At 71.8% G+C, this 23,412-nt stretch carries 18 protein-coding genes and 1 pseudogene; 6 read left to right on the top strand and 13 right to left on the bottom strand.

Annotation, left to right across the window (positions count from 1 at the left end; all coding sequences use genetic code 11):
• The first annotated feature begins 271 nt into the window (after positions 1-271).
• From AAFN69_RS20485 to AAFN69_RS20475, 3 genes are all read left to right on the top strand, one after another.
• The gene (locus AAFN69_RS20485) at positions 272-853 is read left to right on the top strand and encodes a 50S ribosomal protein L25/general stress protein Ctc (protein ID WP_347730042.1); all 582 of its coding nucleotides are present in this window, start codon (positions 272-274) and stop codon (positions 851-853) included.
• Positions 854-939: 86 nt separating this feature from the next.
• Positions 940-1,536: an aminoacyl-tRNA hydrolase gene (gene pth, locus AAFN69_RS20480; RefSeq protein WP_347730041.1), complete on the top strand. Its 597-nt coding sequence runs from the start codon at positions 940-942 to the stop codon at positions 1,534-1,536.
• Between the two features lie 54 nt (positions 1,537-1,590).
• Positions 1,591-2,046 carry a hypothetical protein gene (locus AAFN69_RS20475; protein WP_347730040.1) on the top strand — a complete coding sequence of 152 codons (456 nt, stop codon included), beginning with the start codon at positions 1,591-1,593 and terminating at the stop codon, positions 2,044-2,046.
• A 68-nt stretch (positions 2,047-2,114) separates the two neighbouring features.
• Here AAFN69_RS20475 and ppc read toward each other — a convergent pair whose 3' ends face one another.
• Positions 2,115-4,844 (bottom strand): phosphoenolpyruvate carboxylase, encoded by a 2,730-nt coding sequence (gene ppc, locus AAFN69_RS20470; RefSeq protein WP_347730039.1) that lies wholly within the window; start codon positions 4,842-4,844, stop codon positions 2,115-2,117.
• Between the two features lie 215 nt (positions 4,845-5,059).
• On the opposite strand from ppc, the gene AAFN69_RS20465 reads away from it, so the two are divergent.
• Both AAFN69_RS20465 and AAFN69_RS20460 read left to right on the top strand, forming a co-directional pair.
• Complete coding sequence (locus AAFN69_RS20465; protein ID WP_347730038.1) at positions 5,060-6,046, top strand: fatty acid desaturase; 987 nt, start codon at positions 5,060-5,062, stop codon at positions 6,044-6,046.
• Positions 6,046-6,723 carry a TetR/AcrR family transcriptional regulator gene (locus AAFN69_RS20460; protein WP_347730258.1) on the top strand — a complete coding sequence of 226 codons (678 nt, stop codon included), beginning with the start codon at positions 6,046-6,048 and terminating at the stop codon, positions 6,721-6,723. The genes AAFN69_RS20465 and AAFN69_RS20460 overlap by 1 nt, the downstream gene beginning before the upstream one ends.
• Before the next feature lie 138 nt (positions 6,724-6,861).
• Here AAFN69_RS20460 and AAFN69_RS20455 read toward each other — a convergent pair whose 3' ends face one another.
• Positions 6,862-7,677, bottom strand: coding sequence for a trans-aconitate 2-methyltransferase (locus AAFN69_RS20455; RefSeq protein WP_347730037.1), 816 nt, complete (start codon positions 7,675-7,677; stop codon positions 6,862-6,864).
• A gap of 162 nt (positions 7,678-7,839) precedes the next feature.
• Here AAFN69_RS20455 and AAFN69_RS20450 point away from each other — a divergent pair, with 162 nt between their 5' ends.
• On the top strand, positions 7,840-8,337 hold the full coding sequence (locus tag AAFN69_RS20450; protein WP_347730036.1) for a MarR family transcriptional regulator: 498 nt from the start codon (positions 7,840-7,842) through the stop codon (positions 8,335-8,337).
• On the opposite strand, the gene AAFN69_RS20445 is transcribed toward AAFN69_RS20450, so the two are convergent.
• From AAFN69_RS20445 to AAFN69_RS20395, 11 genes and pseudogenes are all read right to left on the bottom strand, one after another.
• A complete protein-coding gene (locus AAFN69_RS20445) occupies positions 8,296-9,081 on the bottom strand; it encodes a response regulator transcription factor (RefSeq protein ID WP_347730257.1) in 786 nt (261 codons plus the stop codon). The genes AAFN69_RS20450 and AAFN69_RS20445 overlap by 42 nt on opposite strands.
• A 900-nt stretch (positions 9,082-9,981) precedes the next feature.
• On the bottom strand, positions 9,982-11,091 hold the full coding sequence (gene galK, locus AAFN69_RS20440; protein WP_347730035.1) for a galactokinase: 1,110 nt from the start codon (positions 11,089-11,091) through the stop codon (positions 9,982-9,984).
• Between the two features lie 107 nt (positions 11,092-11,198).
• A pseudogene (gene galE, locus AAFN69_RS20435) lies at positions 11,199-12,143 on the bottom strand (UDP-glucose 4-epimerase GalE); the annotation flags it as partial.
• Complete coding sequence (gene galT / locus AAFN69_RS20430) at positions 12,140-13,186, bottom strand: galactose-1-phosphate uridylyltransferase (RefSeq protein WP_347730034.1); 1,047 nt, start codon at positions 13,184-13,186, stop codon at positions 12,140-12,142. The gene galT and the pseudogene galE, both read right to left, overlap by 4 nt.
• Before the next feature lie 353 nt (positions 13,187-13,539).
• Entirely contained in the window at positions 13,540-14,241 is a 702-nt protein-coding gene (locus AAFN69_RS20425) for a response regulator transcription factor (RefSeq protein ID WP_347730033.1), read from the bottom strand.
• 297 nt (positions 14,242-14,538) lie between these two features.
• Complete coding sequence (locus AAFN69_RS20420; RefSeq protein ID WP_347730032.1) at positions 14,539-16,224, bottom strand: PQQ-binding-like beta-propeller repeat protein; 1,686 nt, start codon at positions 16,222-16,224, stop codon at positions 14,539-14,541.
• Positions 16,225-16,282: 58 nt separating this feature from the next.
• On the bottom strand, positions 16,283-18,157 hold the full coding sequence (locus AAFN69_RS20415; protein WP_347730031.1) for a PQQ-binding-like beta-propeller repeat protein: 1,875 nt from the start codon (positions 18,155-18,157) through the stop codon (positions 16,283-16,285).
• A 198-nt stretch (positions 18,158-18,355) separates the two neighbouring features.
• Positions 18,356-19,252 (bottom strand): helix-turn-helix domain-containing protein, encoded by an 897-nt coding sequence (locus AAFN69_RS20410; RefSeq protein WP_347730030.1) that lies wholly within the window; start codon positions 19,250-19,252, stop codon positions 18,356-18,358.
• Positions 19,253-19,536: 284 nt separating this feature from the next.
• The gene (locus AAFN69_RS20405) at positions 19,537-20,175 is read right to left on the bottom strand and encodes a hypothetical protein (protein ID WP_347730029.1); all 639 of its coding nucleotides are present in this window, start codon (positions 20,173-20,175) and stop codon (positions 19,537-19,539) included.
• Positions 20,176-20,179: 4 nt separating this feature from the next.
• Entirely contained in the window at positions 20,180-21,994 is a 1,815-nt protein-coding gene (locus AAFN69_RS20400; RefSeq protein ID WP_347730028.1) for an ABC-F family ATP-binding cassette domain-containing protein, read from the bottom strand.
• Positions 21,995-22,031: 37 nt separating this feature from the next.
• On the bottom strand, positions 22,032-23,405 hold the full coding sequence (locus AAFN69_RS20395; RefSeq protein WP_347730027.1) for an acyltransferase: 1,374 nt from the start codon (positions 23,403-23,405) through the stop codon (positions 22,032-22,034).
• Between the last annotated feature and the right edge of the window lie 7 nt (positions 23,406-23,412).

Here is a 23,412-nt window from a genome sequence, read left to right as displayed (position 1 = left end):
CGCGCCCCCGTTTTCGGGGCGCGGCCCTTCCGCTTTCCCCGGGGCCGCGCCCCGCGAGAGCCCGCACCCCGGTCGGCGAGCAGGGCGCGGGTGATCGATTGGGAACCCGCCCATCCCCTTGCGTACACTGTCGGGGTTGCTCGGCGAGGGAGGCCGCACCCACCAGGTGTGCGGCGGTCCGTTATCGACGCGCGCTCTTCGTAGCAGGCGTAGCAGGCCATTCGTGGCCGGGTGACCATCCGTTCCGTCTGTTCCAACACGAGGAGTGCACATGTCCGAGGTGAAGCTCGCCGCCGAGGTGCGTACCGAGTTCGGCAAGGGCGCCGCCCGCCGTACCCGCCGCGCCAACCAGGTCCCCGGTGTCCTTTACGGTCACGGCACCGAGTCGGTCCACATCTCCCTGCCGGGCCACGAGCTGCTGCTCGCGCTCCGCACCCCGAACGTCCTGATCGCCCTGGACATCGACGGCAAGACCCAGCTGGCGATCCCGAAGGCCGTCCAGCGCGACGCCCTCAAGGGCCACCTGGTCCACGTCGACCTGCTCCTCGTCAAGCGCGGCGAGAAGGTCAACGTCGAGGTCTTCGTGAACACCGAGGGCGAGCTGGCCCCCGGCAACTTCCTCCTGGAGAACGTGCTCAACACGCTCCTGGTCGAGGCCGAGGCGACCCACATCCCCGAGTCCGTCACGGTCTCCGTCGCGGGCCTCGAGGGCGGCGCGTCCGTGCTCGCCAAGGACATCGCGCTGCCGTCCGGCGTGACCCTGGTCACCGACGGCGACGCCGTTGTGCTCCAGGTCCTGGCCGCGCAGGCCGAGGAGCCCGCCGCCGAGGGCACCGAGAGCACCGAGGCCTGAGCCTCATCCTCGGAAAGCTTTTCCGCAGCCGCCGCCCGGACCCCACGGTCCGGGCGGCGTCCCGCTGTCCGGACGGAGAGACGCAGATGACGACCCCCGACAACGCCCCCTGGCTGATCGTGGGCCTGGGCAACCCCGGCCCCGGTTATGCCGCCAATCGCCACAATGTCGGGTTCATGGTCGCCGACCTGCTCGCGGAGCGCATGCGGGGCACCTTCAAGCGCGCCCCCAAGGCGCAGGCGCAGGTCGTCGAGGGGCGGATCGGCCCGCCCGGGCCGGCGAACCGGCGGGTGATGCTGGTGAAGCCCATGTCGTACATGAATCTCTCCGGCGGTCCGGTCACCGCGCTGCGCGACTTCTACAAGGTGCCGACCGCGAACATCGTCGCGATCCACGACGAGCTCGACATCGACCACGGCACGCTGCGGCTGAAGCTGGGCGGCGGGGACAACGGCCACAACGGTCTGAAGTCGATGACCAAGGCGATGGGCCCCGACTACCACCGGGTGCGTTTCGGCATCGGCCGGCCGCCCGGGCGGATGCAGGTCGCCGATTTCGTCCTCAAGGACTTCTCGCCGGCCGAGCGCAAGGAACTGGACTACTTCGTGGACCGCGCGGCGGACGCCGTGGAGGCCCTGGTGACCGAGGGCCTGGAGCGCGCGCAGAGTACGTACAACTCCTGACAAGTCACTCGGAGAGTTGACCGGGCGCGGTCAGATGCCCAAGGATCCCGCCCCATGAGTCACATGCTCCTCCACAGCCGCCGCGCGGCGATGGGCCTGGTCGCGCTGTTGCTGCTGGTGGCCGGTGTCTGGACGTCCTGGGGGACGGCGCAGCACGTCATGCTCGCCAAGGGCCGGGAGCACGGCACCATCGCGATAGCCGGATGCGGCGAGGAGAGCTGTACCGGCTCCTTCGACCCCGACGGGGCGGCGGCCGTGCGCACCGGTCTGACCATCGAGAAGTCGGTCGCGGTGCAGAAGGGCGCGACGCTCCCGGTGGTGGTGAAGCCGGGCACCGACGAGGTGGTGCGCCGCGGGGTCGGCGGGATCTTCCACGCCTGGCTGCCGCTGGGCGGCGCCCTCGTCCTGGCCTCGCTGGTCATCGGCGGCGGTGTGGGGCTGACACGGGTCGCCTGGGTGAGCGCGGCGGTGGGCGGGGTCCTGCTGGCGGGCGCCTTCTTCACGATCTGAGCGGTACGGACACACCACCGCCCGGTACGCGGGAGAACGCGTACCGGGCGGTGGTGTCCAGGAGGCGGTCAGCCCGTGTTGCGCAGACCGGCCGCGACTCCGTTGACGGTCAGCAGCAGGGCCCGCGCGAGCAGCGGGTCCGGCTCCTCGCCCCGCTCGGCCGCGCCGCGCTGGCGGGCCAGGAGGGAGACCTGGAGGTAGGAGATCGGGTCGAGATAGGCGTCCCGGATGGCGAAGGTCTGCTGGAGAACCGGGTTGGAGTCCAGCAGCCGCTCACCGCCGGTCACCTTCAGCACCTCGCTGACGGTCAGCGCGTGCTCGGCCTCGATCGTCGCGAAGACATGCTTCAGCTCGTCGGGGACGAGCGTGTCCACATAGTGCCGGGCGATCCGCAGATCCGTCTTCGCCAGCGTCATCTCGACATTGGCGAGGAAGTTCCGGAAGAAGTGCCAGTGCTCGTGCATCTCGGAGAGCACGGTGTCCAGACCGGCCTCCCGCAGCGCCTTGAGCCCGGAGCCGACACCGAACCAGCCGGGGACGATCTGCCGGGACTGGGTCCAGCCGAAGACCCACGGGATGGCCCGGAGGCCGTCCAGTCCGGCGCCGCTGTCGGGGCGGCGGGCCGGGCGGGAGCCCAGATGCAGATCGGCGAGCTGGTCCACCGGGGTGGAGGCGAAGAAGTACGCCGGCAGATCCGGGTCGTCGACCAGGCGCCGGTAGGCGGCGTGGGCGGCGTCCGAGACGGTGTCCATGGCGGCGTCCCAGCGGGAGAGCGCCTCCTCGGACTGCCGGGGCGAGGTGTGCAGCGCGGACGCCTGGAGGGTGGCCGCGACGGTCAGTTCCAGATTCTCCCGGGCGAGGGAGGGGATCAGGTACTTGTCGGAGATCACCTCGCCCTGCTCGGTGACCTTGATCTCGCCCTCCAGGGTGCCCCAGGGCTGCGCGAGGATCGCGGCGTGCGAGGGGCCGCCGCCCCGGCCGACAGTGCCGCCGCGGCCGTGGAAGAGCCGCAGCCGTACGCCGTGCCGGTGGGCGACGTCGCGGAGCCGCCGCTGGGCGCGGTGGATCTCCCACTGGGAGGTGGTGATGCCGCCGAACTTGGAGGAGTCCGAGTATCCGAGCATGACCTCCTGCACATCGCCGCGGAGCGAGACGAGGCGCCGGTAGGAGGGGTCGTTCAGCATGCCGTCGAGGATGACGTCGGCGGCCTTGAGCTCGTCCGTGGTCTCCAGCAGCGGCACGATGCCGATCTTCGCCCAGCCGCCGTGCAGATCGAGCAGTCCGGCCTCGCGGGCCAGTACGGCCGCCGCGAAGACATCGTCCGCGCCCTGGCACATCGAGATGATGTACGACTCGATGACCTCGGGCCCGAACCGCTCGAAGGCTTCCTTCACGGTCTGGAAGACGCCCAGGGTCTTCTGCCCGGCCGCGTCCAGCGGGGCCGGGGTCGGCGCCAGCGGGCGGCGCGAGCGCAGCTCCTTGGCGAGCAGCTTCTGCCGGTAGTCGCGCGGCATGTCGGCGTACCGCCAGGACTCCTCGCCGAGCCGGTCGAAGAGCTGCCCGAGGGCGTGGTGGTGGGCGTCCGCGTGTTCCCGGACGTCCATGGTGGCGAGCTGGAGTCCGAACGCGGAGAGCGTCCGGATCGTCCGGTCCATCCGGCCGTCGGCGAAGAGCTCGCCGCGGTGCTGCCGGAGCGAGCTCTGGATCAGGGCCAGGTCGGAGATGAGCTCGCCGGTGCCGAGGTAGTCGCGGCCGGGCTCGTGCGGGGTGCCCTTGGCGAGGCGCTCGCGGGTGTTGACGAGCTTCTGCTGGATGCAGGTGGCCTTGAGCCGGTAGGGCTCCTCGGCATTGAGCCGCTTGTAGCGGGGGCTGATCTCCGGGAGCCGCTCCAGGTCGGTCTGGAGGGAGGCCAGGAGTTCCTCGGTGGCTCCGGTGTAGCGGATGGAGTTGGAGAGGAGCCCGCGCAGCGAGTCGATGAGTTCGAGGGCGTCGGTGATGCCGTGCTCGTGCTGGAGGATCAGGACTTCGCGGGTGACGGCGGGTGTGACATTGGGGTTGCCGTCACGGTCGCCGCCGATCCAGGTGCCGAAGGTGAGCGGGCGGGTGCCGGCCGGGAGCTCGACACCGATCCGCTCCAGCTCGGCGGCGAGGTCCTCCAGGACGTCACCGACCGCTCCGGCGTGCAGCTCGTCCAGGTAGTAGATGGCGTTACGGGCCTCGTCGGCCGGTTCCGGGCGGACCACGCGCAGCTCGTCGGTCTGCCAGATCAGGTCGATGTTCTCGGCCAGGCGCAGATCGGCGCGGCGGCGGTCGGCGGGGCCGGCCGGGAATTCCAGGAGCGCGGCGATCCGGCGGAGCTTGTTGAGGACCGAGCGGCGGGCGGCCTCGGTCGGATGAGCGGTGAAAACCGGCCGTACATTGAGGTTGCGGACGGTCTCGCGCAGATGGTCGGGGTCGGCGTCCTTGAGCCGGTCCACGGTGCGGGCGAGCAGCCCGCCCTCGGCGGCCCGGCGCTCGCGCACCTCGTGGCCGCGGTGGACCTGCTCGGTGACGTTCGCGAGATGGAAATAGGTGGAGAACGCGCGCACCAGCTTGGCCGCGGTCTCGAGATCGGTGTCACCGAGCAGCTCTGCGGCTGCCTCGCCGTCGCTGCGGGTCAGGGCCCTCACCCGCTCGACGAGGTCGAGGAGTTCGGGGCCCTCCTGGCGGACGATGGTCTCGCCCAGCAGATCGCCCAGTCGGCGGATGTCGGCACGGAGTTCGGCGCTGGCCGTTGGGGTCTGGTCGGCACTGCTCACAGGTGCGGCTCCTTGCAGTGTTTGAGCACGTCTGGAGGGGTACTGGAGGCTGCGGACCGCGCTGTCCGACGAGACCCAGGATAGGTGGCCCCCGGCCCGGCGGTCTCCCCAGGCTCTCTTGCCGCGCCGCCGCACACTGCCATACTTACGACGCCGTAGGTTACGGATGCGTAGCACGGCGACTTCCGTCTTTCCCTCACCCCACAGGGGACCCCATGACGACAAGCTCCGATCTGCTCGACGACGCCGCTGCCGCCCAGCGGCCCGTCGCGGATCTTCCCCCCGGCACGCGCGGCGGGGACAGCAAGCGGTCGATCGAGCAGATCGCCCTGCTCCTCTTCATCACGGTGCCCTTCCTCGCCCTGGTCGCGGCGGTGCCGCTGGCCTGGGGCTGGGGGGTGAGCTGGCTCGACATCGGCCTGCTGGTGGTGATGTATTACATCGGCTGTCACGGCATCACGATCGGCTTCCACCGCTACTTCACCCATGGTTCCTTCAAGGCCAAGCGCCCGCTCCGGATCGCTCTGGCGATCATGGGTTCGCTGGCCGTGGAGGGTCCGCTGGTGCGCTGGGTGGCCGACCACCGAAAGCACCACAAATTCTCCGACGCGGAGGGTGACCCGCACTCGCCCTGGCGGTTCGGCGAGACCGTTCCGGCGCTGATGAAGGGCCTGTGGTGGGCTCACATTGGCTGGATGTTCGACGAGGAACGCACTCCTCAGCACAAGTACGCCCCCGATCTGATCAAGGACCCGGCGCTCCGGCGGATCTCCCGGGACTTCATCTTCTGGACGATCCTCTCCCTGTCCATCCCGCCGCTGGTCGGCGGCCTGGTGACAATGTCCTGGTGGGGCGCGTTCACCGCCTTCTTCTGGGGCTCGCTGGTCCGGGTCTGCCTGCTGCACCACGTCACCTGGTCGATCAATTCGATCTGCCACGCGGTCGGCAAGCGCCCCTTCAAGTCCCGGGACCGCTCGGGCAATGTCTGGTGGCTGGCGGTGCTCTCCTGCGGTGAGTCCTGGCACAACCTCCACCACTCCGACCCGACGAGCGCCCGCCACGGGGTGCTCCGGGGCCAGCTGGATTCCAGCGCCCGGCTGATCCGCTGGTTCGAGAAGCTGGGGTGGGCGTACGACGTGCGCTGGCCCAGCGCCGAGCGTATCGACGCCCGGCGCAAGAGCGAGGCGCCCGACACGGCATGATGGAGGACGTGGCGACCGACGGCAGCAGTGGTACGGAGAAGAACCGGTCAGGACGGCGGGTTCGCCGGGTCCGGATGACCGGGGCCGAGCGGCGTGAGCAGCTGCTGGACATCGGTCGGACCCTCTTCGCCGACAAGGGGTTCGAGGGCACCTCGGTCGAGGAGATCGCCGCGAAGGCGGGTGTCTCCAAGCCGGTGGTGTACGAGCACTTCGGCGGCAAGGAGGGGCTGTACGCGGTGGTGGTCGACCGCGAGATGCGCCAGCTCCTGGACATGGTGACGGGCGCCCTGACCGCCGGACACCCCAGGGAGCTGCTGGAGCAGGCGGCGTTCGCGCTGCTGGATTACATCGAGCAGTACACGGACGGCTTCCGGATTCTGGTCCGGGACTCGCCGGTGGCCCAGTCGACGGGTACGTTCGCCTCGCTGATCAGCGATATCGCCACACAGGTCGAGGACATCCTCGGCACCGAGTTCAAGAACCGCGGCTTCGATCAGAAGCTGGCACCGCTGTACGCGCAGGCGCTGGTGGGAATGGTGGCGCTGACGGGCCAGTGGTGGCTGGACGCCCGCCGCCCGAAGAAGGCGGAGGTCGCGGCGCATCTGGTGAATCTGGCGTGGCACGGCCTGAACGGCCTGGAGTCCAAGCCCCGGCTGATCGGCCACCGCAAGAACTGACCAAACGCGGGGCGGGCCCTTTTCGCGGGGCTCCGCCCCGCGCCTCGGTCGCCGGCGGGGCGACATCAGCCTCGCCGGCGTTGGAGGGGCGGGGTCCGGGGCGGAGCCCCGGAAAGCCTCCCGCAGGGGCGCCCGCCGCTACGGCTTCACCGCCACCGCGAAGATCCGGCGGAACGGATACACCGTGCCGTCCGGCCCCGCCGGATACGCCGCCCGCAGCAGCTCCCGGAACTCCCCGAGAAACGCCTCCCGCGCCGCCCCGTCGTCCGCCAGCGCCGTCAGCACCGGGCGGAGTGTGGTGCCCTTCAGCCACTCCAGGACCGGGTCCTCGCCGGGCAGCAGCTGGTAGTAGGTGGTCTCCCAGACATCCGCCGCGCAGCCGAGGCCCACCAGCCGGGCGAGGTAGTCGGCCGGGTCGAGGGTGTGGGTGCGCCCCTGGTCGCCGCCGAGGCGGTCGCGCCAGCGCGGGGACTCGCACAACTCGGTGAGCAGGGCGTGGCTGGGGGCGCCGAAATTGCCGGGGGTCTGGAAGGCGAAGACGCCGCCGGGGGCGAGCGCGCCGATCCAGCGGGCGAAGGAGTCGGCGTGGCCGGGCACCCAGTGGAAGAGCGCGTTGGAGACGATCACGTCGTAGGTCTCGTCCGGGGCCCACTCCGCGGCGTCGGCGGCGCGGAAGCGGATCCGGCCGCCGCCCGGGGTGGGGCCCGCGTGTTCGCGTTCGGCGGTGGCGAGCATCTGCGGGGAGTTGTCGAAGCCGGTGATCCCGGCCGCGGGCCAGCGTTCGGCGAGGATCGCGGTGACATTGCCCGCACCGCAGCCGAGGTCGGCGATCCGGAGGCCCTCCGCGGGAGCCGGCGGGGCCGGGATCCGGGCGAGGAGATCCCGGAAGGGGCGGGTGCGGTGATCGGCGTACTGGAGGTACTGGCCGGGGTCCCAGGTCGGTCCGGAGGTCATGTGCGGTCCCTTGCGCGAAACGGATGAACGGTGGACACAGCGGTACGGTCCGGGCCGGCACGGCGGGCCGGCCCCGGCGGACTCATCGTGAGCTCATCGTGAACCACCAAATATCTTGACGTCAAGAGACTTCATGTCGACAGACCCTTTACACTGATCGCTATGGAGGACGAGGTCGATCGACTGGTCGCAGCATGGCGCCGGGAGCGCCCCGACCTCGACGTGGAACCACTTGAGGTGCTGAGCCGGGTGTCCCGGCTGGCCCGTCATCTGGACCGCGCGCGGCGGCTCGCATTCGCGGAGCACCAGCTCGAACCATGGGAGTTCGATGTGCTCACCTCGCTGCGGCGCGCGGGGGACCCGTATCAGCTCTCCCCCGGCCAGCTGCTCACCCAGACCCTGGTCACCTCGGGCACCATGACCAACCGCATCGACCGGCTCACCAAGAAGGGCCTGGTCGAACGGCTCCCCGATCCCAGCGACCGGCGCGGGGTGCTGGTCCGGCTGACCTCCGAGGGCCGGGACCGCGCGGATCAGGCGCTGGCCGGGCTGCTCGACCAGGAGCGGGCGATCCTCTCCGAGCTCTCGCGCGCCCAGCGCGCGGAGCTGGCGGCGCTGCTACGCCAGCTGACCGCCCCGTTCGACAACATCCCCGGTTAGATCGACCGGGCCGACCCCGGCCCGGCGGGCGAGGGCGACCGCGGCGAGTGTGGAGTGCACACCGAGCTTGCCCAGCACATTCTGCATATGGGTGCGCACGGTGTGCGGGGAGAGGAAGAGCCGCTCCGCCACCGCCTTCCGCCCGAGCCCCGCCACCATGCAGCGGAGCACCTCGCGCTCGCGCGGGGTGAGCGACTCGACCAGCCGTTCGCTCTCGGTGCGGTGCTTGCGCGCGGCGGTCAGCTCCCGCAGGACGCCGGTGAGCAGCGCGGGCGGCAGATGGGTCTCGTCCCGCAGCACCCCCCGGATGACGGCGAGCAGCCGTTGCAGGGAACAGTCCTTGGCGACCCAGCCGCAGGCCCCGGCCTGAAGGGCCAGCGCGGCCCGGCGCGGGTCGTCCTTCTCCGCGAGGACGACGGTGCGCACCGCGGGCTGCCCGGTGCGGACCCCGGCGACCAGCGAGATGCCGTCCACGAACCCGGCGAAACCCTCCTCGCCGTCGTCGGAGACGGCCCGCGCGACGGGCGCACGGGCGGGCTGCCCCGCGCCCGCACCGAGGTCGGCGTCGACGAGCATGACGTCGAACGGCCGGCTGTCGGCCACCCCGCGCTCCAGACATCTGAGCGCGGCGGGGCCACTGCCCGCCGCCGCGACATCCACGTCGGGCTCGGCCGCGAGAGCGGCGGCGAGTGACTCGGCGAAAATTCGGTGGTCGTCCACCACCAGGACCCGGATACGGACCACAGACACCCCCAGACTCGGAGGACGGATTCGGTACGGGTACGGCGCCCGGCACGGTGCAGTCCGCCGCACGGCCGCCGCCGCACTGTGACTGAGACCCCGCCCCCGGGCGTCGTACCCGACTGTCTCGCCCCCTGATCAACACCGGCCCCCACCGGTGCTGAGCATCAGAGTACGGGCGAGGGACGGGAGGGGAAGCCTATTTGCAGAACTGATTGCCCGCGGTGTGCAAGGTGAGCCGGATGTTTCGTATTGATACCCGAGCAGACCGAGATCGACGGAAAACAAAGACTGTTGCACAGGTGTCCGGTCGCGCGCGTCCGGTGCGATCGCGAACAGTGCTCAACCGGAATCAGGATCCGTTCCCGTCACATTCCCGCCATACCCTCGCTATACCCCTGTCATATTCCTGTCGCACTCCCGCCGGACTCCGGACGGACAGCTTCCCCACAGGTTCCGCACAGGTTTCGGCACCGGGTTCCGGCGGGCCCGAAGGCCGGATACCGAATGGTTTTCCGGCAACGGGCGCCGGGCCGCCCGGCGCCCCGGGGCCCGGCCGGGCCGCTGACCGCCGGGTCAGCACGGCCGGTGAAAGCGCAGAATCGAATCGGCACGGACGGCCCGGGGGAAAACGGGCCGCGCCGGCGGGCCGAACCGGGCACCCGTGCCGCCATTCTGCGACCCGCCCGGCCCCATTCCCGGGCCCATTCCGGTAACGGCCGGCCCGGCCTTCCGGCCGGCCCGGCGCGCCGCCGCCCCCGTATCCGCACCGCGCCTTCCGCGTACCGGAACCGGCCGCCTTCTCCTCGACCGGTCACCCGGCCGTCCGGCCTTCTCCACCACCGGTCACCGGGCCGTCCGGCCTTCCTTTCCGCCGCCGCGGCCCGGTGCGCCACTCCCCCGTCAGGCCACCCGCCGCGCACCGCCCGCGACCGCCGCGGTGAAGACACCCGGCTCGCCGTACCCGGCGCCGGTGAAGGCGCGGACGACCCGGTCGAGCACGGCATCGGCCCCGGACTCCTCGGCCAGCAGGATCACGGAGCCGCCGAAACCGCCGCCGGTCATCCGGGCGCCCAGCGCGCCGGCCGTAAGGGCCGTTTCGGCCACCAGGTCCAGTTCGGGGCAGGAGACCCGGAAATCGTCCCGCAGGGAGGCGTGGCCCTCGGTGAGCAGCGGGCCGACCGCCCGTACCTCACCGGCCGCCAGCGCCGCCGCGACCCGCTCCACCCGGTGGTTCTCCGTCACCACGTGCCGGACCAGGGCACGGAGCCCGGAATCCGGCAGCCGCTCCAGCGCGCCGGGCAGTTCCGCGTACGCGATGTCCCGCAGCGCCGGTACGCCGAGGGCCCGCGCCGCCGCCTCGCAGCCCGCACGGCGTTTGCCGTACTCACCGCCGCTGTGGGCGTGTTTGACGCGGGTGTCCACCACCACGAGGCGGAGCCCGTGCGCCGCCGGGTCGAAGGGGATGAGACGCCGGGAGAGATCCCGGGTGTCGAGATGGAGCACATGGCCCTCGACGCAGCAGGCGGAGGCCATCTGATCCATGATCCCGGTCGGCGCGCCCACGTACTCGTTCTCCGCGCGGCGGCAGAGCAGCGCCATCCGCTCCCGCTCCGCGCCGAGTCCGTACAGATCGGTCAGGGCCAGCGCGGTGACGACCGACAGCGCGGCGGAGGAGGAGAGCCCGGCCCCGGCCGGGACGGTCGACTGGTACTCGATGTCCGCCCCGCCCACCGGATACCCGGCCTCCCGCAGCGCCCAGACGGCCCCGGCCGGGTAGTCGCTCCAGCCGCCCGGACCGTATCCGGGGGCGAGTTCGGCGACCGGGAGCTCCACCGGGCCGCCGTGGGCGTCGGCGGAGCGCAGCCGCAGGATTCCGTCGTCCCGGCGGGCCGCCGTCGCCACGACGGTGCGCGGCAGCGCGAAGGGCATCACGAAGCCGTCGTTGTAATCGGTGTGCTCACCGATGAGATTGACCCGCCCGGGGGCCTCCCAGACGCCCGCGCCGCTCATGCCCCGTTCCCTTCCGCCGCTCCCCGCGCCGCGCCGGCCCGCTCGTGCGCCCGGCCGGGGAGTCCGGGAGGTACGGGGATTCCGGGAGGTACGGCGGGGCCTCCGCGCCGGGCGAACTCCCAGGCATCGGCGACGATCCCGGCGAGGGAGGGACGGCTCGGGGTCCAGCCGAGCTGTTCGCGGGCCGCGTCGGCGGAGGCGACGAGCACGGCCGGGTCCCCCGCGCGGCGGGGAACGGTCACCGCGGGGACCGCCCGGCCGGTGACCTCGCGCACGGTCTCGATGACCTCGCGGACCGAGAAGCCGCCGCCGTTGCCGAGGTTGCAGATCAGATGGCGGCCGGGGCGGGCCGCGGCCAGGGCCAGCAGATGGGCCTCGGCGAGGTCGGCGACATGGATGTAGTCACGGACACAGGTCCCGTCGGGGGTGGGGTAGTCGTCCCCGTACACCGAGATCGACTCGCGCCGTCCGAGGGCGACATCGAGCAGCAGCGGGACGAGATGCGACTCGGGGTCGTGGCGTTCGCCGCAGTCGCCGTACGCGCCGGCCACATTGAAGTAGCGGAGCGAGACCGCGGCGAGGCCGTGAGCGGCCGTCTCACCGGCGATCATGTGGTCCACGGCGAGTTTGGTCGCCCCGTACGGGCTGGTCGGCGCGGTCGGGTCGGACTCGGTGACCGGGGTGCGGACCGGTTCGCCGTAGGTCGCCGCCGAGGAGGAGAAGACCAGGGTGCGGACGCCGGCGGAACGCATCGCGGCGAGCAGTGCCATGGTGCCGCCGACATTGTTCTCCCAGTACTTCTCCGGCCGGGCGACGGACTCGCCGACCTGGGAGAATGCCGCGAAGTGCAACACCGCGTCAAAGGAGGGGGCAAGCCATTTCGCGGCGTCGCGGATGTCGCCCTCGATGAAGCGGGCCCCCGCCGGGACCGCCTCCCGGAAACCGGTGGAGAGATTGTCCAGGACGGTCACTCGGTGTCCGGCCTCCAGCAGATGCCGGCCGACCACGCTGCCGATGTAGCCGGCCCCGCCCGTCACCAGGTAATGACTCATGCGCTCGCTGCCTCTCGCAGTCGCCGGGCCGCTTCCTCGGGCCGGACATCATTGATGAAGACACTCATCCCGGACTCGCTGCCGGCGAGGTATTTGAGTTTGCCGAGGGTCCGGCGGATGGTGAAAAGTTCCAGGTGGAGGGCGAAATCCTGCCGTCCGGCGGCGCTGAACGGGGCCTGGTGCCAGGCCGAGACGTACGGCGTCGGCGGCTGCCCCTCCCCGAAGATCCGGTCGAAGCGGCGCAGCAGATCGAGATACACCCCGGGAAGCTCGGCGCGCGCCGCTCCGTCCAGGGCCCGCAGGTCGGGCACCCTGCGCCGGGGATAGAGATGCACCTCGTAGGGCCAGTGGGCGGCGTACGGCACAAAGGCGACCCAGTGGCCGGTGGCGAGCACGATCCGCTCGCCGTCGGAGATCTCCCGGGCGACCACCGCGTCGAAGAGATTGCCGCCACCGGTGCGGGCGCGGTGGTCGGCGGCGGAGCTCAGCATCCGCTCGGTGCGCGGGGTGACGAAGGGGAACGCGTAGATCTGGCCGTGCGGATGTCCGAGGGTCACCCCGATCTCGGCACCCCGGTTCTCGAAGCAGAAGACCTGTTCGACTTCGGGGAGTTCGGCGAGCTCGGCGGTGCGGTCGGTCCACGCCTCCAGTACGAGCGCGGCCCGGTCCTCGCCGAGGTCGGCGAAGGACGCGTGGTGGTCGGCGGTGAAGCAGACGACCTCGCAGCGGCCCGCGTCGCCGGCGAGGGAGGGGAAGCGGTTCTCGAAGACGACGACGTCGTAGTCGTCGTCGGGGATCTCGCTCAGCCGCCCTTCCTTCGAGGGACAGAGCGGGCATTCTCCGGCCGGGGGCCGGTAGGGGCGGCCCTGCCGGTGTCCGGCGATGGCGACGGAGTCGCCGAGGAGCGGATCGCGGCGGATCTCGGGGGTGGTGGCGACGGGTTCGAGCGGGCGGTGGTCGACGGCGTCGCGGACGGTGTCGTCCCGGGAGTCGTAGTAAAGGAGTTCACGACCGTCGGCGAGCCGGGTCGATGTCTTTTTCACTGAGCGACTCCCTCACCTTTCCAACACAACCAAACACAACAAATCACAAGCCAACAGGTGCGTCAATGAGGGTGCGAGGGGGTGATCACCCTTGATGACCCCTATATATACGGTGATTTCATGTTTCCGAAGGGAAAGACGGCAGGGGCGCACGGGTGCCCCACCCGCGAGGCGGCGGCCATCGGCACGAAGCAACCCGGGGCGGGATGGGGGCAGCGGCGACTGGCGGCGGGTGGCACGAGGCGGCCGGAGCGGTCGCTCACCCCGGAAGACCGCCGTACGGCTGGCCGCGCCCCGCTACTGGAGGGGCCGGAGGGACCGGGCCGGGCCGGGGGAAGTGGCGATACGGGAGGTCAGCGCACCGATGACCCGGGCTGGAGGGGCAGCGACACCGTCACCGCGCGGTCCAGCAGACCGGTGCGCGCGGCGAGGGCCGCGGCCTCCAGCCTGGAGCCGACGCCCAGCTTCATCAGCACGCGCTGCACATGGGTGCGGGCGGTGCTCGGCGCGATGCCCATGCCCGCCGCGATCAGCCGGGTGTCCTCCCCCTCGGCGACCCGCACCAGCACCTCGATCTCGCGCGGGGTGAGCAGCTGAAGCAGCCGCTGGCCCTCGTCGTCCGGCTGGGCCACGGGGTTGAGGAGTTCCGAGAAGGCGCCCTGGAGGAGCTGGGGAGCGACCACCGCCTCACCGGCGCGGGCCTTCATCATGGCGCGCTCGACGCCTTCGATCCGCTCGTCGTGGCGCACATAGCCGGAGGCACCGGCGGCGAAGGCCGCCGCGATCCCCCGGGGGCTGGGCACCGGTCCGAGGACCACCACGGCGATCTGCGGGCGTTCGCGCTTGATCTTCACAATGGGGTCGAATATGCCCGGCTCGGCGGGGGTCGCCGTGCCCAGCAGACAGACCTCGGGGGCTCTGCTGACCACCAGATCGGCCGCGCCCGCGGCCGGCGCCGCCGCCGCGAGCACCCGGTGCCCGCGCAGCTTCAGCGCCGAGGCGAGCGCCTCGGCAAGCAGTCGGTGCTCATCGACCACCATGAGCCGCACGCCCATTTGAGCAACCCCCATCCCCCGCTGCCATGACCCCCGGCCCTGCCCCCGGCAAGCTACACGCTTGTTCGAGTCTTCGCGCCCTGAACTCTGCAGAACTCCCGCAGACTGCCGAATTCTTCTCGGAACAGAGCGACTTATGACCATGTCATGACCAACACATGACCATGGCCCGGCATATCCGTACTTGGATATGCCGGGCCGGGCGCGAGGGCAGTTCAGCGGGGCTTCGCGGCCCCCGGACCGTCGGCCAACCCGCCTGCGCACCCGCTTGGGCAGGCGGTTTTCAGTCGGCGGGTTTCAGTCCGCGGTGCTGAATGCGACCGCCAGAAATTCCTTTCCGTGTCGATATCCGCTCAGGGAGGGCGTCGCGATGTAGAGCCGCCCCGCCCTGTACCGGAACTCGGCGCTGTCCGGCGAGAAACCGGTCTCCTTCGCCCGTACCGCCCGGTCCTGCGGGTTCTCCATCAGCACCGTCTGCTTGAAGGTGGCGCCGTCGATGCTCACGATCTGACCGCCCTTGTCGTAGGGGGGCCGCTTGTAGGCGATGACATTGCCGCCGTCCATGCGCAGCGGGAACATCGTGTACCGGTCACCGGCGTCCGCCCGGTCGCTGGTCGGCTTTCCGGTGGTGAGGTCGTACGACACGACCTCGTTGGTGTCGCTGAATTCCGCCTTGCCCTCGTGCTTGTCCGTCGGCAGATAGATCCGGCCGTTGCCGACCGCGAGCTTGTTGCAGCTCTCCACCCGGGTGGTGCGGCACTGGGCGGAGAACTTGTCCGCCGCCGCCGGGATCCGGGCCAGCAGTGCGCCCTTGCCGTCGAGCGAGAAGAGGTCGGAGAAACCGGAGACACCGGCGGTGTCGCCGACATCGGCCGCCACCACCAGCGGATCGGTGGAGACGACGCTGGCGTAGCCGACGGTCGGCGGCATCTTGTACGAGAAGAGCGGGGTGCCGTTCGACGGGTCGATGCGCTGGATGGTGACGCTGGGCTTGTCGTAATCCCCGCACTTGCGGACCGCGACCAGTGCCGCGCCGCCGCCGTACCCCTGGTCGAAGCACTGGTCGGCGTCGACGGTGGGCTTCCAGCGGACGGTCCCGGTGTTGAGGTCGAAGGCGGCCCCGCCGCTGAGCCCGCCCGCCGCGACGGTGGTGCCGCTCTGGGTGACCTCGCTGAAGTTGACCTTGTTGTCCCCGGTGATCGCACCCGTGACGGACCTGCTCCAGAGCAGCTTTCCGGTGTTGAGGTCGACCGCGCCGACCTCCGTGCAGGGAACGACCGCCCGCGACTTCGTGCGGGCGGTGGCCTCGAAGGCGACAGCGGTCTTGTTGTCGGCCGAGACATGCCGCGAGGATGCGCAGATCTGGCCGGGCAGCTTCAGGGTCCAGAGCGGGGTGCCCCTGACCGGGTCATGGGCGGTGACCGAACGGATCCCGGGCTTGATGTACGCCTTCTCCGTCAGCCAGGAGCCCTCGACATTGAGAAGGCCGTCATGCGCGGGCGCGGGCTTCTCGAAGGCGATGGCGGAACCGGTGTCGGCGGGCGCCTTCTCCTTGCCGGGCCCGTCCGGGGCGGCGGCGCCTCTGTCCTTCTCCCCGCCGGAGCCGCCGGCGCTGTTCCCGGCCCGGTCCTTTCCGGGGTCCGCCGCGTCCCGGGTGGAGGCGTACCAGACACCGCTGCCGATGATCAGGACGACGGCGACGGCGGCCGAGACGACGATCCGGGCCCGGATGCCCAGTCCCCGCCGGCCCGGCGGGGGCGGCGGCGGGGGCGGAGCGGGCTGGGCGGGGTAGCCGTATCCGTACCCGGGCGCGGTGCCGGGACCGTATCCCGGTCCCGGTGCCTGGGGGTGGCCGTAACCGGGCTGCGGGTGGGGCGGGGGCACGGGGGCGCCGAACCCTCCGGCGAACCCGGGGGGCGGTTCCTGCGGTGCCCCGAATCCCGGCGGAGGCTGGTTGGACGGCGGGGGCGGGGGCTGTGTCATGGCGTGCGCACCTCAGGACTCGGCGAGGGTTCGGGGGTCGGGCGGGGGATCCGGCGGGTCACCTGGCGAACGCCATCATGGTGGGCGTCTTCAGCTCCTCCGCGTCATTGGGGGCGCTGATCCGGGACCCGGCGATGAAGAGCCGGCCGCTGTCGTAGGCCAGCCGGGAGGAGTGGAAGCGGTTCTCCGTACGGGCGGTCGCGTCCTGCATCCTGAGCAGCGGGACGGGACGGCCGCCCTCGGGTCCCACGGTGGCGAGCAGTCCCCCCTTGCTGAAGGTGGGTTCGCGGTAGAGCAGCACCCGGCCGCCCTCCATCCGCAGCGGCAGCATGGTGCTGTCGCCGCCGGACGGCTCCCGCCACAGCGGCTTGCCGTCGTCGAGTCCGAAGGCGACGATCTCGTTCGGTCCGCCGGGGGTCTCCGGCTGGGTGGCCATGTAGAAGTTCTTCCGGTCGGCGGCCACGCCCACGCAGCCCTCCAGATTCTCCCCGAGGATGACGAAGGCGCCGCCGCAGCGCGGGGCGAATCTGTCCTTGCCGCCCTGGATCTGGGAGCGCTCCGTGCCGTCCTCGTTGAGGGCGAGGACCGCCCACTTCTTCTCCTTGGCCTGCTTGATGGAGACCACGACCGGGGTGACCGAGAAGACCTTGTCGACCTGCCAGCCGACCGGGAGGCCATGACTCCACTTCGGTTTGCCGGTCACCGGGTGGATGTCCTGGATCTGCTGGCGGGGCTTCTCGAAGTCGCTGCTCGGGCAGCTGGCCGCCGCGAGGAGCCGGCCGCCGCCGGCGAAGGCGTACGGCTTGCAGCCCTTGACCGGTCCCTTGAAGAGCTGTTTGCCGTCGGCCAGCGAGAAGCCGAGGGAATTGCCGAGCCCGGCCGCGCCGACCGTGTCGCCGGAGATGGTGAGGGTGAAGTCGGTGAGCGAGCCGAAACCGCCGCCGGTACGGAGCTTCTGCTCCCAGCCGACCTTGCCGGTGGCGATGTCGATCATCCGGAGATCGCGGCACTCGGCCTTCTCGCCGGTGCCGTCCTTGATCCCGACGACGATCTTTCCGTCCGCCGACCGGTCGTGCGCCGCCGAGCAGACCTCGGTGGCGATGGGCAGGCTCCACTTCTTGCCGCCGTCGGTGACCGAGTAGCCGACGACCTCCTTGTACATGGCCCGGACGACGGTGTCGCCGTGGACCCACGGCCCGAAGGCGTCCGCACCGCTCCTGGGCAGATCGGTCTCGTTCATGGTGAGGAAGGCGACCTTCGCCTCGCCCGCCTTGCGGCCGGCGTTGAGGTCGCCGTTCTTCGCGTCCCCGGTGCCGGCGCTCTTCCGGTCGCTCCCGGCCGGCGAGGGGGCGGCCGGGGATGGCCCGGCCCCGGTGGTCCTCTTCCCGCCGCCGCCCTCGGTGCCGTCACCGCTCAGCGCGAACCAGGCACCGCCGCCGAGCACCAGCAGCCCGGCGACGGACGCGGCGATCACCATCCCCGGCTTCCCCTTGAAGCCTCCGCCCGCAGGGGCCTGCGGCGGCCCCTGATACCCGTTGGCGTACGGCCCCGGCGGGTGCTGGCCGTAGAGCCCCGGCCCCTGGGGCTGCCCGTACGGCCCGGGGTTCTGCTGATACGCACCCGGCGGCGGCTGCGGGGGGCCGTATCCGGGAGCGGCCGGCGGGACGGTGTACGCGTCCGTGTACGGAGCCGCGTACGGGTCCGGGTACGGGGCCGCCGGCAGGGGCCCCGGGGGTATCGGCGGAGTCCGCGGGGCCTGCGGGGCTCCGTACGGAGAGGGGTCCCCCTGCTGCTGCCAGGGGTCGGCCGGCCCGGCGGGATACCCGCCGGAGGCACCCCACGGCTCGGCCCGCGGGTCGGGACGGGCACCGGGCGGCGGGTCCTCGGGCGGCCCGAATCCTCCCGGCGGCTGCTGGCTGGGCGGCTGGGACATCGGCGCGTCCCCCTTCTCACGGCCCACGGCCCGAACCGGCCTCCCCCGCTTTTCCGGTGTACGCGTCTGGCTCCGCGCCACATCCCGGAAAGGAGCGTTTTCGGACATGGGGCCCGCGTATTCACGACACTTGAGCGGGACTTCCTTTGTATCACCCGGGTCGGACAGGGGGATTCCCGGTCCACGCCCGCCCCGGGCTCAGCCCACCGGGACCGCCGCGGGGGCTGCCGCCGGGGCGCGGAGCGCGGTGCGGAGTGTGCGCATGTGGTGGGCGATGCCGGCACTCTCCGGCGGTGCGGGCGCGGGTGCGGGCGCCGGGCCTGCGGCGCAGGCCGGGCAGGGCGCGCCGGGTTGCGCGAGGGGCAGCGGCTCGCGGCAGTCGGGGCATTCGGGAGGCGGCGCGGCGGGTGCGTGGGGATCGCGGGCGGGGCGCGGGGCGGGGAGTTTGCGTACGAGCCGGTTGGCGAGGAGCGCCTTGGCGGAGTGAACGACCCGGGGCAGCCCGGCGGTCAGCAGCGAGCGGATCTGGAGATCGGAGAGCCCCTGCTCCAGCCAGGGCGCGGTGAGCGGGGCGAGCTCGGCGACCTCGACGGCCCCCAGGATGAGTCTCGGCTCGCTCACCCCGAGCCGCGCGAGGAGCGCGGCCCCGCGCCCTGTCGGCTCGGCGGAGGTTTCGGGAGCGGTTTCGGGGGCGGGCGGTTCTTTCCCCCGGTTCTCTTTCCCCCGGGGGAACGCTCCCGCCCTCCCCGCACCCGGCCGGCCGCTTCCCGGCGGCACGGGAACCGGCTCCGGGAGCCGGCCCGGGGTGTCACACACACTCGTCTCGGTGCGGACCCGGCCGCTGCCGTGGTCCCGGATCGTCTCGCGCACGTAGTAGCCCAGCTCGATGAGCTCGTCGAGCGCCCGGGCGATCCCGCGCCGCCCGATCCCGGGATGCCGGTCCGCCAGCGTCCGCACGTCCTCGCGCGCCCCATCGGGCAGCGAGAGCAGATAGGCGAGGAGCCCACGGGCGGTGAAACTGAGCCTGCGGTCCTGGAGCACATCATTGCCCAGCACCGTGAACGCGCGCGTGCGCGCGCTAAGGTGAACACGCATCGAAGAGGCACTTTCTTCGCTGTCGGACCCCGGGGTGTTGGCGCACCGCCGGGGTCACACATATGAGTGTGACTGTCGGAGCGTGAGCGTATCTCCACTCACCGTCACACTGTCAACTGCCGGGCCGGCCCCCCGCTTCCGCGCGCCGCGCACCCCGACCCGCCTTGCTTGGCGCACAGTTCCCCCGGCCACTCATCCGGAGTGTCGAACCCGGCCCGAACTCCCTCGACCACAACGGGATGGCCACGGCATCCGTGGTGCCGGCGCCTCCCGGGATCCCCGAATCAGTCCACACGCCCCGCGGGACCGTCGCGGGTCCCGCACCGCGCGCCCACCGCCGCGATGACCGCGTCGGCCACGCCGGCGGCGGACCGGCCGGTGCCCGTGTCGATGCGGGGCAGGCCGAGGCGGTCGACGGCGGACAGGGTGAGGTCCTGGAAACGCGTGGTCCGCGCCAGGAACTTCGCCATCAGCAGGCGTTCCCCGTCCGTCGCCCCCGCGTGATGACCGGCCGTGTGGACACGGGCGCGGATGACGGTGTCGTCGGCGGTGAGCCACACGGCGGCGGTGCGCGGCACGGACAGGCCCGCGACCCGGGCGGGGAGAAGGGCCGAGCCCTCCAGGACCAGGCCGGGGCCCGGGCCGGCCGCGCTGTCCGTGATCAGTTCCCGGACGCGCGGCCACAGCCGTTCGTAGTGGTCCAGTACGGACGCGATCAGTTCGTCCACCGTGAGCGAGCGGTAGTGCTCGGCGACATGCCCGGGCACCTCCCGCTCGGGTGTGCGCCACGGGCGGCCCGGGTGGCGGGCCAGGCCGTCGGTCGACCGGTGGGTGAATCCGAGCCGTTCGGCCACCACTCGGGCGACCGTCGACTTCCCGGTGTTGGACGTCCCGCCGATCAGCACCACCCGGACATCGCGCATGCGGCTACGCGTCCTCCGCCAGCTCCAGCCAGCGCAGCTCCAGCTCCTCGCGCTCCCCCGCCAGCGCCCGCAGCTCCGCGTCGAGCGTCGCGACCTTCTCGAAGTCGGTGGAGTGCTCGGCGATCCGGTCGTGGAGTTCGGTCTCCTTCGCGGAGATCTTGTCGAGCCGGCGCTCGATGCGCTGGAGCTCCTTCTGGGCGGCGCGGGTGTCCGCCGCCGACTTCGCCTTCGCCGTGACGGCCGGGGCGGGGAGCGCCGCGGCGGTCGCGGCGTTCGCGGCGTCGATCATCGACTGGCGGCGTTCCAGATACTCGTCGATGCCGCGCGGCAGCATCCGCAGCGCCATGTCGCCCAGCAGGGCGAAGGTGCGGTCGGTGGTCCGCTCCAGGAAGAAGCGGTCGTGGGAGATGACGATCATCGAGCCGGGCCAGCCGTCGAGCAGGTCCTCCAGCTGGGTCAGGGTCTCGATGTCCAGGTCGTTGGTGGGCTCGTCCAGGAAGAGGACATTCGGCTCGTCCATCAGCAGCCGCAGGAGCTGGAGACGGCGGCGCTCACCGCCGGAGAGATCGGAGACCGGGGTCCACTGCTTCTCCTTGGCGAAGCCGAACTGCTCACAGAGCTGACCCGCGGTCATCTCGCGGCCCTTGCCCAGGTCGACCCGGTCGCGGATCTGCTGGACGGCCTCCAGAACCCGCAGGGAGCCGGGGAGTTCGGTGACGTCCTGGGAGAGATAGGCCAGGCGGACCGTCTTGCCGACCGCGATCCGGCCGGCCGCGGGCTGGGTCTCGCCGTCGCTGCGGGCGGCGTCGGTCAGGGCCCGGAGCAGGGAGGTCTTGCCCGCGCCGTTGACCCCGACCAGGCCGACCCGGTCGCCGGGACCGAGCTGCCAGGTCAGATGCTTCAGCAGCTCCTTCGACCCGGCCGTGACGGAGACGTTCTCCAGGTCGAAGACGGTTTTGCCGAGGCGGGCGTTGGCGAACTTCATCAGCTCGCTGGTGTCGCGCGGCGGCGGCACATCGGCGATCAGCTCATTGGCCGCCTCGATGCGGTAGCGGGGCTTGGAGGTACGGGCCGGGGCGCCGCGGCGCAGCCAGGCCAGCTCCTTGCGCATCAGATTCTGGCGCTTGCTCTCCTCCGTGGCGGCGATCCGCTCGCGCTCGGCCCGCGCGAAGACGTAGTCGCTGTAGCCGCCCTCGTACTCGAAGACCGAACCGCGCTGGACGTCCCACATGCGGGTGCAGACCTGGTCCAGGAACCAGCGGTCGTGGGTGACGCAGACCAGGGCGGAGCGGCGCGTCTGGAGGTGGCGGGCGAGCCAGGAGATGCCCTCGACGTCGAGATGGTTGGTCGGCTCGTCGAGGATGATCAGATCCTGCTCGGCGATGAGGAGCTTGGCGAGCGCGACCCGGCGGCGCTCGCCGCCGGAGAGCGGCGCGATCACGGTGTCCAGGCCCTGCGGGAAGCCGGGCAGGTCCAGGCCGCCGAAGAGGCCGGTCAGGACGTCGCGGATCTTGGCATTGCCCGCCCACTCGTGGTCGGCGAGGTCACCGATCACCTCGTGGCGGACGGTGGCCGCCGGGTCCAGGGAGTCGTGCTGGGTGAGCGTCCCGTACCGCAGTCCGCCGCTCTGGGTGACCCGGCCGGTGTCCGGGTCCTCCAGTTTCGCGAGGAGACGGATCAGGGTGGTCTTGCCGTCACCATTGCGGCCGACGACGCCGATACGGTCCCCTTCGGAGACGCCGAGGGAAACGGTGTCCAGCAGGGCACGGGTCCCGTACACCTTGCTGACGGCCTCGACATTGACCAGATTGACGGCCATTTCTCTCCTGTACGGGGGGACGGGTAGGTCTCCCAGACTAGTCGCCGTCCGCCATGGTCAGGAGCGGCGGCCGACGGGGGCTCCCGGGGCCGCTCCGGCCGGCCCGCTCGACCAGCAGCAGGCCGGCGAGGACCATCGCCACGGCGGCGGGCGCGGTGACGGGAACGGCCACCAGCAGCGCCGAGCGCCCCTCCAGCAGACCGCCGAGGCCGACCATGGAGAGCCCGAGAACACCGAGCAGGGCGAGGGTGATCCCGAGCGCCGCGACCGGTCCCGAGCCGGGAGCGCCGCCGCCGGAGGGCCGGAGCGCGGCCGGGCGCTCGAAGCGGCGGAAGAGGGCGACCAGCACGGCGGTGAGGAGTACGGCGGCGGCGATCCGCGGCGGCGCCTGCGCCCACCACGCGGCGGAGGCCGGCTCCGGCAGGCGCACCCCGGCGGCGAGCAGCGCCCCGTACACCCCGAGCAGGGCGGTCAGATGCCACAGGAAGGCGGTCATCGCGATCCCGTTCGCGGCGACCACCGCACGCCAGACCCCCGCCCGGCGGGTGAGGCGGTCACCGGCGCCCCGCAGCAGCTCGACCGCGCCAACCAGCCACAGGCCGTGGCAGAGCAGCGCGAGGGTGGGCGGGGCCATGTTGGAGACCTTCTCGCCGGGCATGCCGACCATCGAGAGCGGATACGGGCCCCACGCGACCAGCGCCGCCGCCCCCGCCAGACCGGCGGCGGCCAGGGCGGCCGGGAAGCGGATCCGGCCGTCCGCGCGGAGGAAACCGAGCTGGTGGACGGCGAGCCAGACGAAGGCGAAGTTGAGGAATGCCGCATGCGGCACCCCGAGGGCGAACCGGGCCAGGTCGACCGCGCCCGCCGCCGCGACGAGTGCGCCGAAGGCGAGCCATCCGTACCGCTCGTGGAGCCGCAGCAGCGGCGGGGTGAGGGCGATCACCGCGAGATAGACACCGATGAACCAGAGCGGCTGGGTGACCAGCCGCAGCGCGATCCCGGTCACTCCGCCGTCGGCCCCGGCGAGCTGGACGAGGAGCGCGAGGACGGCCCAGACCGCGATGAAGGCCAGCGTGGGCCGGAGCAGCCGCTGGAGCCTGGCGCGCAGGAAGAGGGCGTACGGGGAGCCCTCGGGGCACCGGCGGCTCAGCGAACGGTAGGCGAGGGCATGCGAGAAGCCGCCGACGAAGAAGAACACCGGCATGATCTGGAACAGCCAGGTGAGCGGCTGGAGCCAGGGGACGACGGCGAGCAGGTTGCCCACGGACGCGGAGCCGCCGGTGGTGTCGACCACGGCCATCAGCCAGTGGCCGAGGACCACCGTCCCGAGCGAGGCGACCCGGAGCAGATCGATGTAGCGGTCCCGGCCGGCCGGGGTGGCCGCCGCCATCTCGCGCGCGCTTGTTCCCATGCGGCCA

Origin of the sequence: Streptomyces sp. CAU 1734 (genome assembly GCF_039888735.1) — a bacterium.
Lineage (GTDB): Bacteria > Actinomycetota > Actinomycetes > Streptomycetales > Streptomycetaceae > Streptomyces.
Note: the sequence above shows the minus strand (reverse complement) of the source record. Positions and strands in the feature narration are given on the sequence as shown.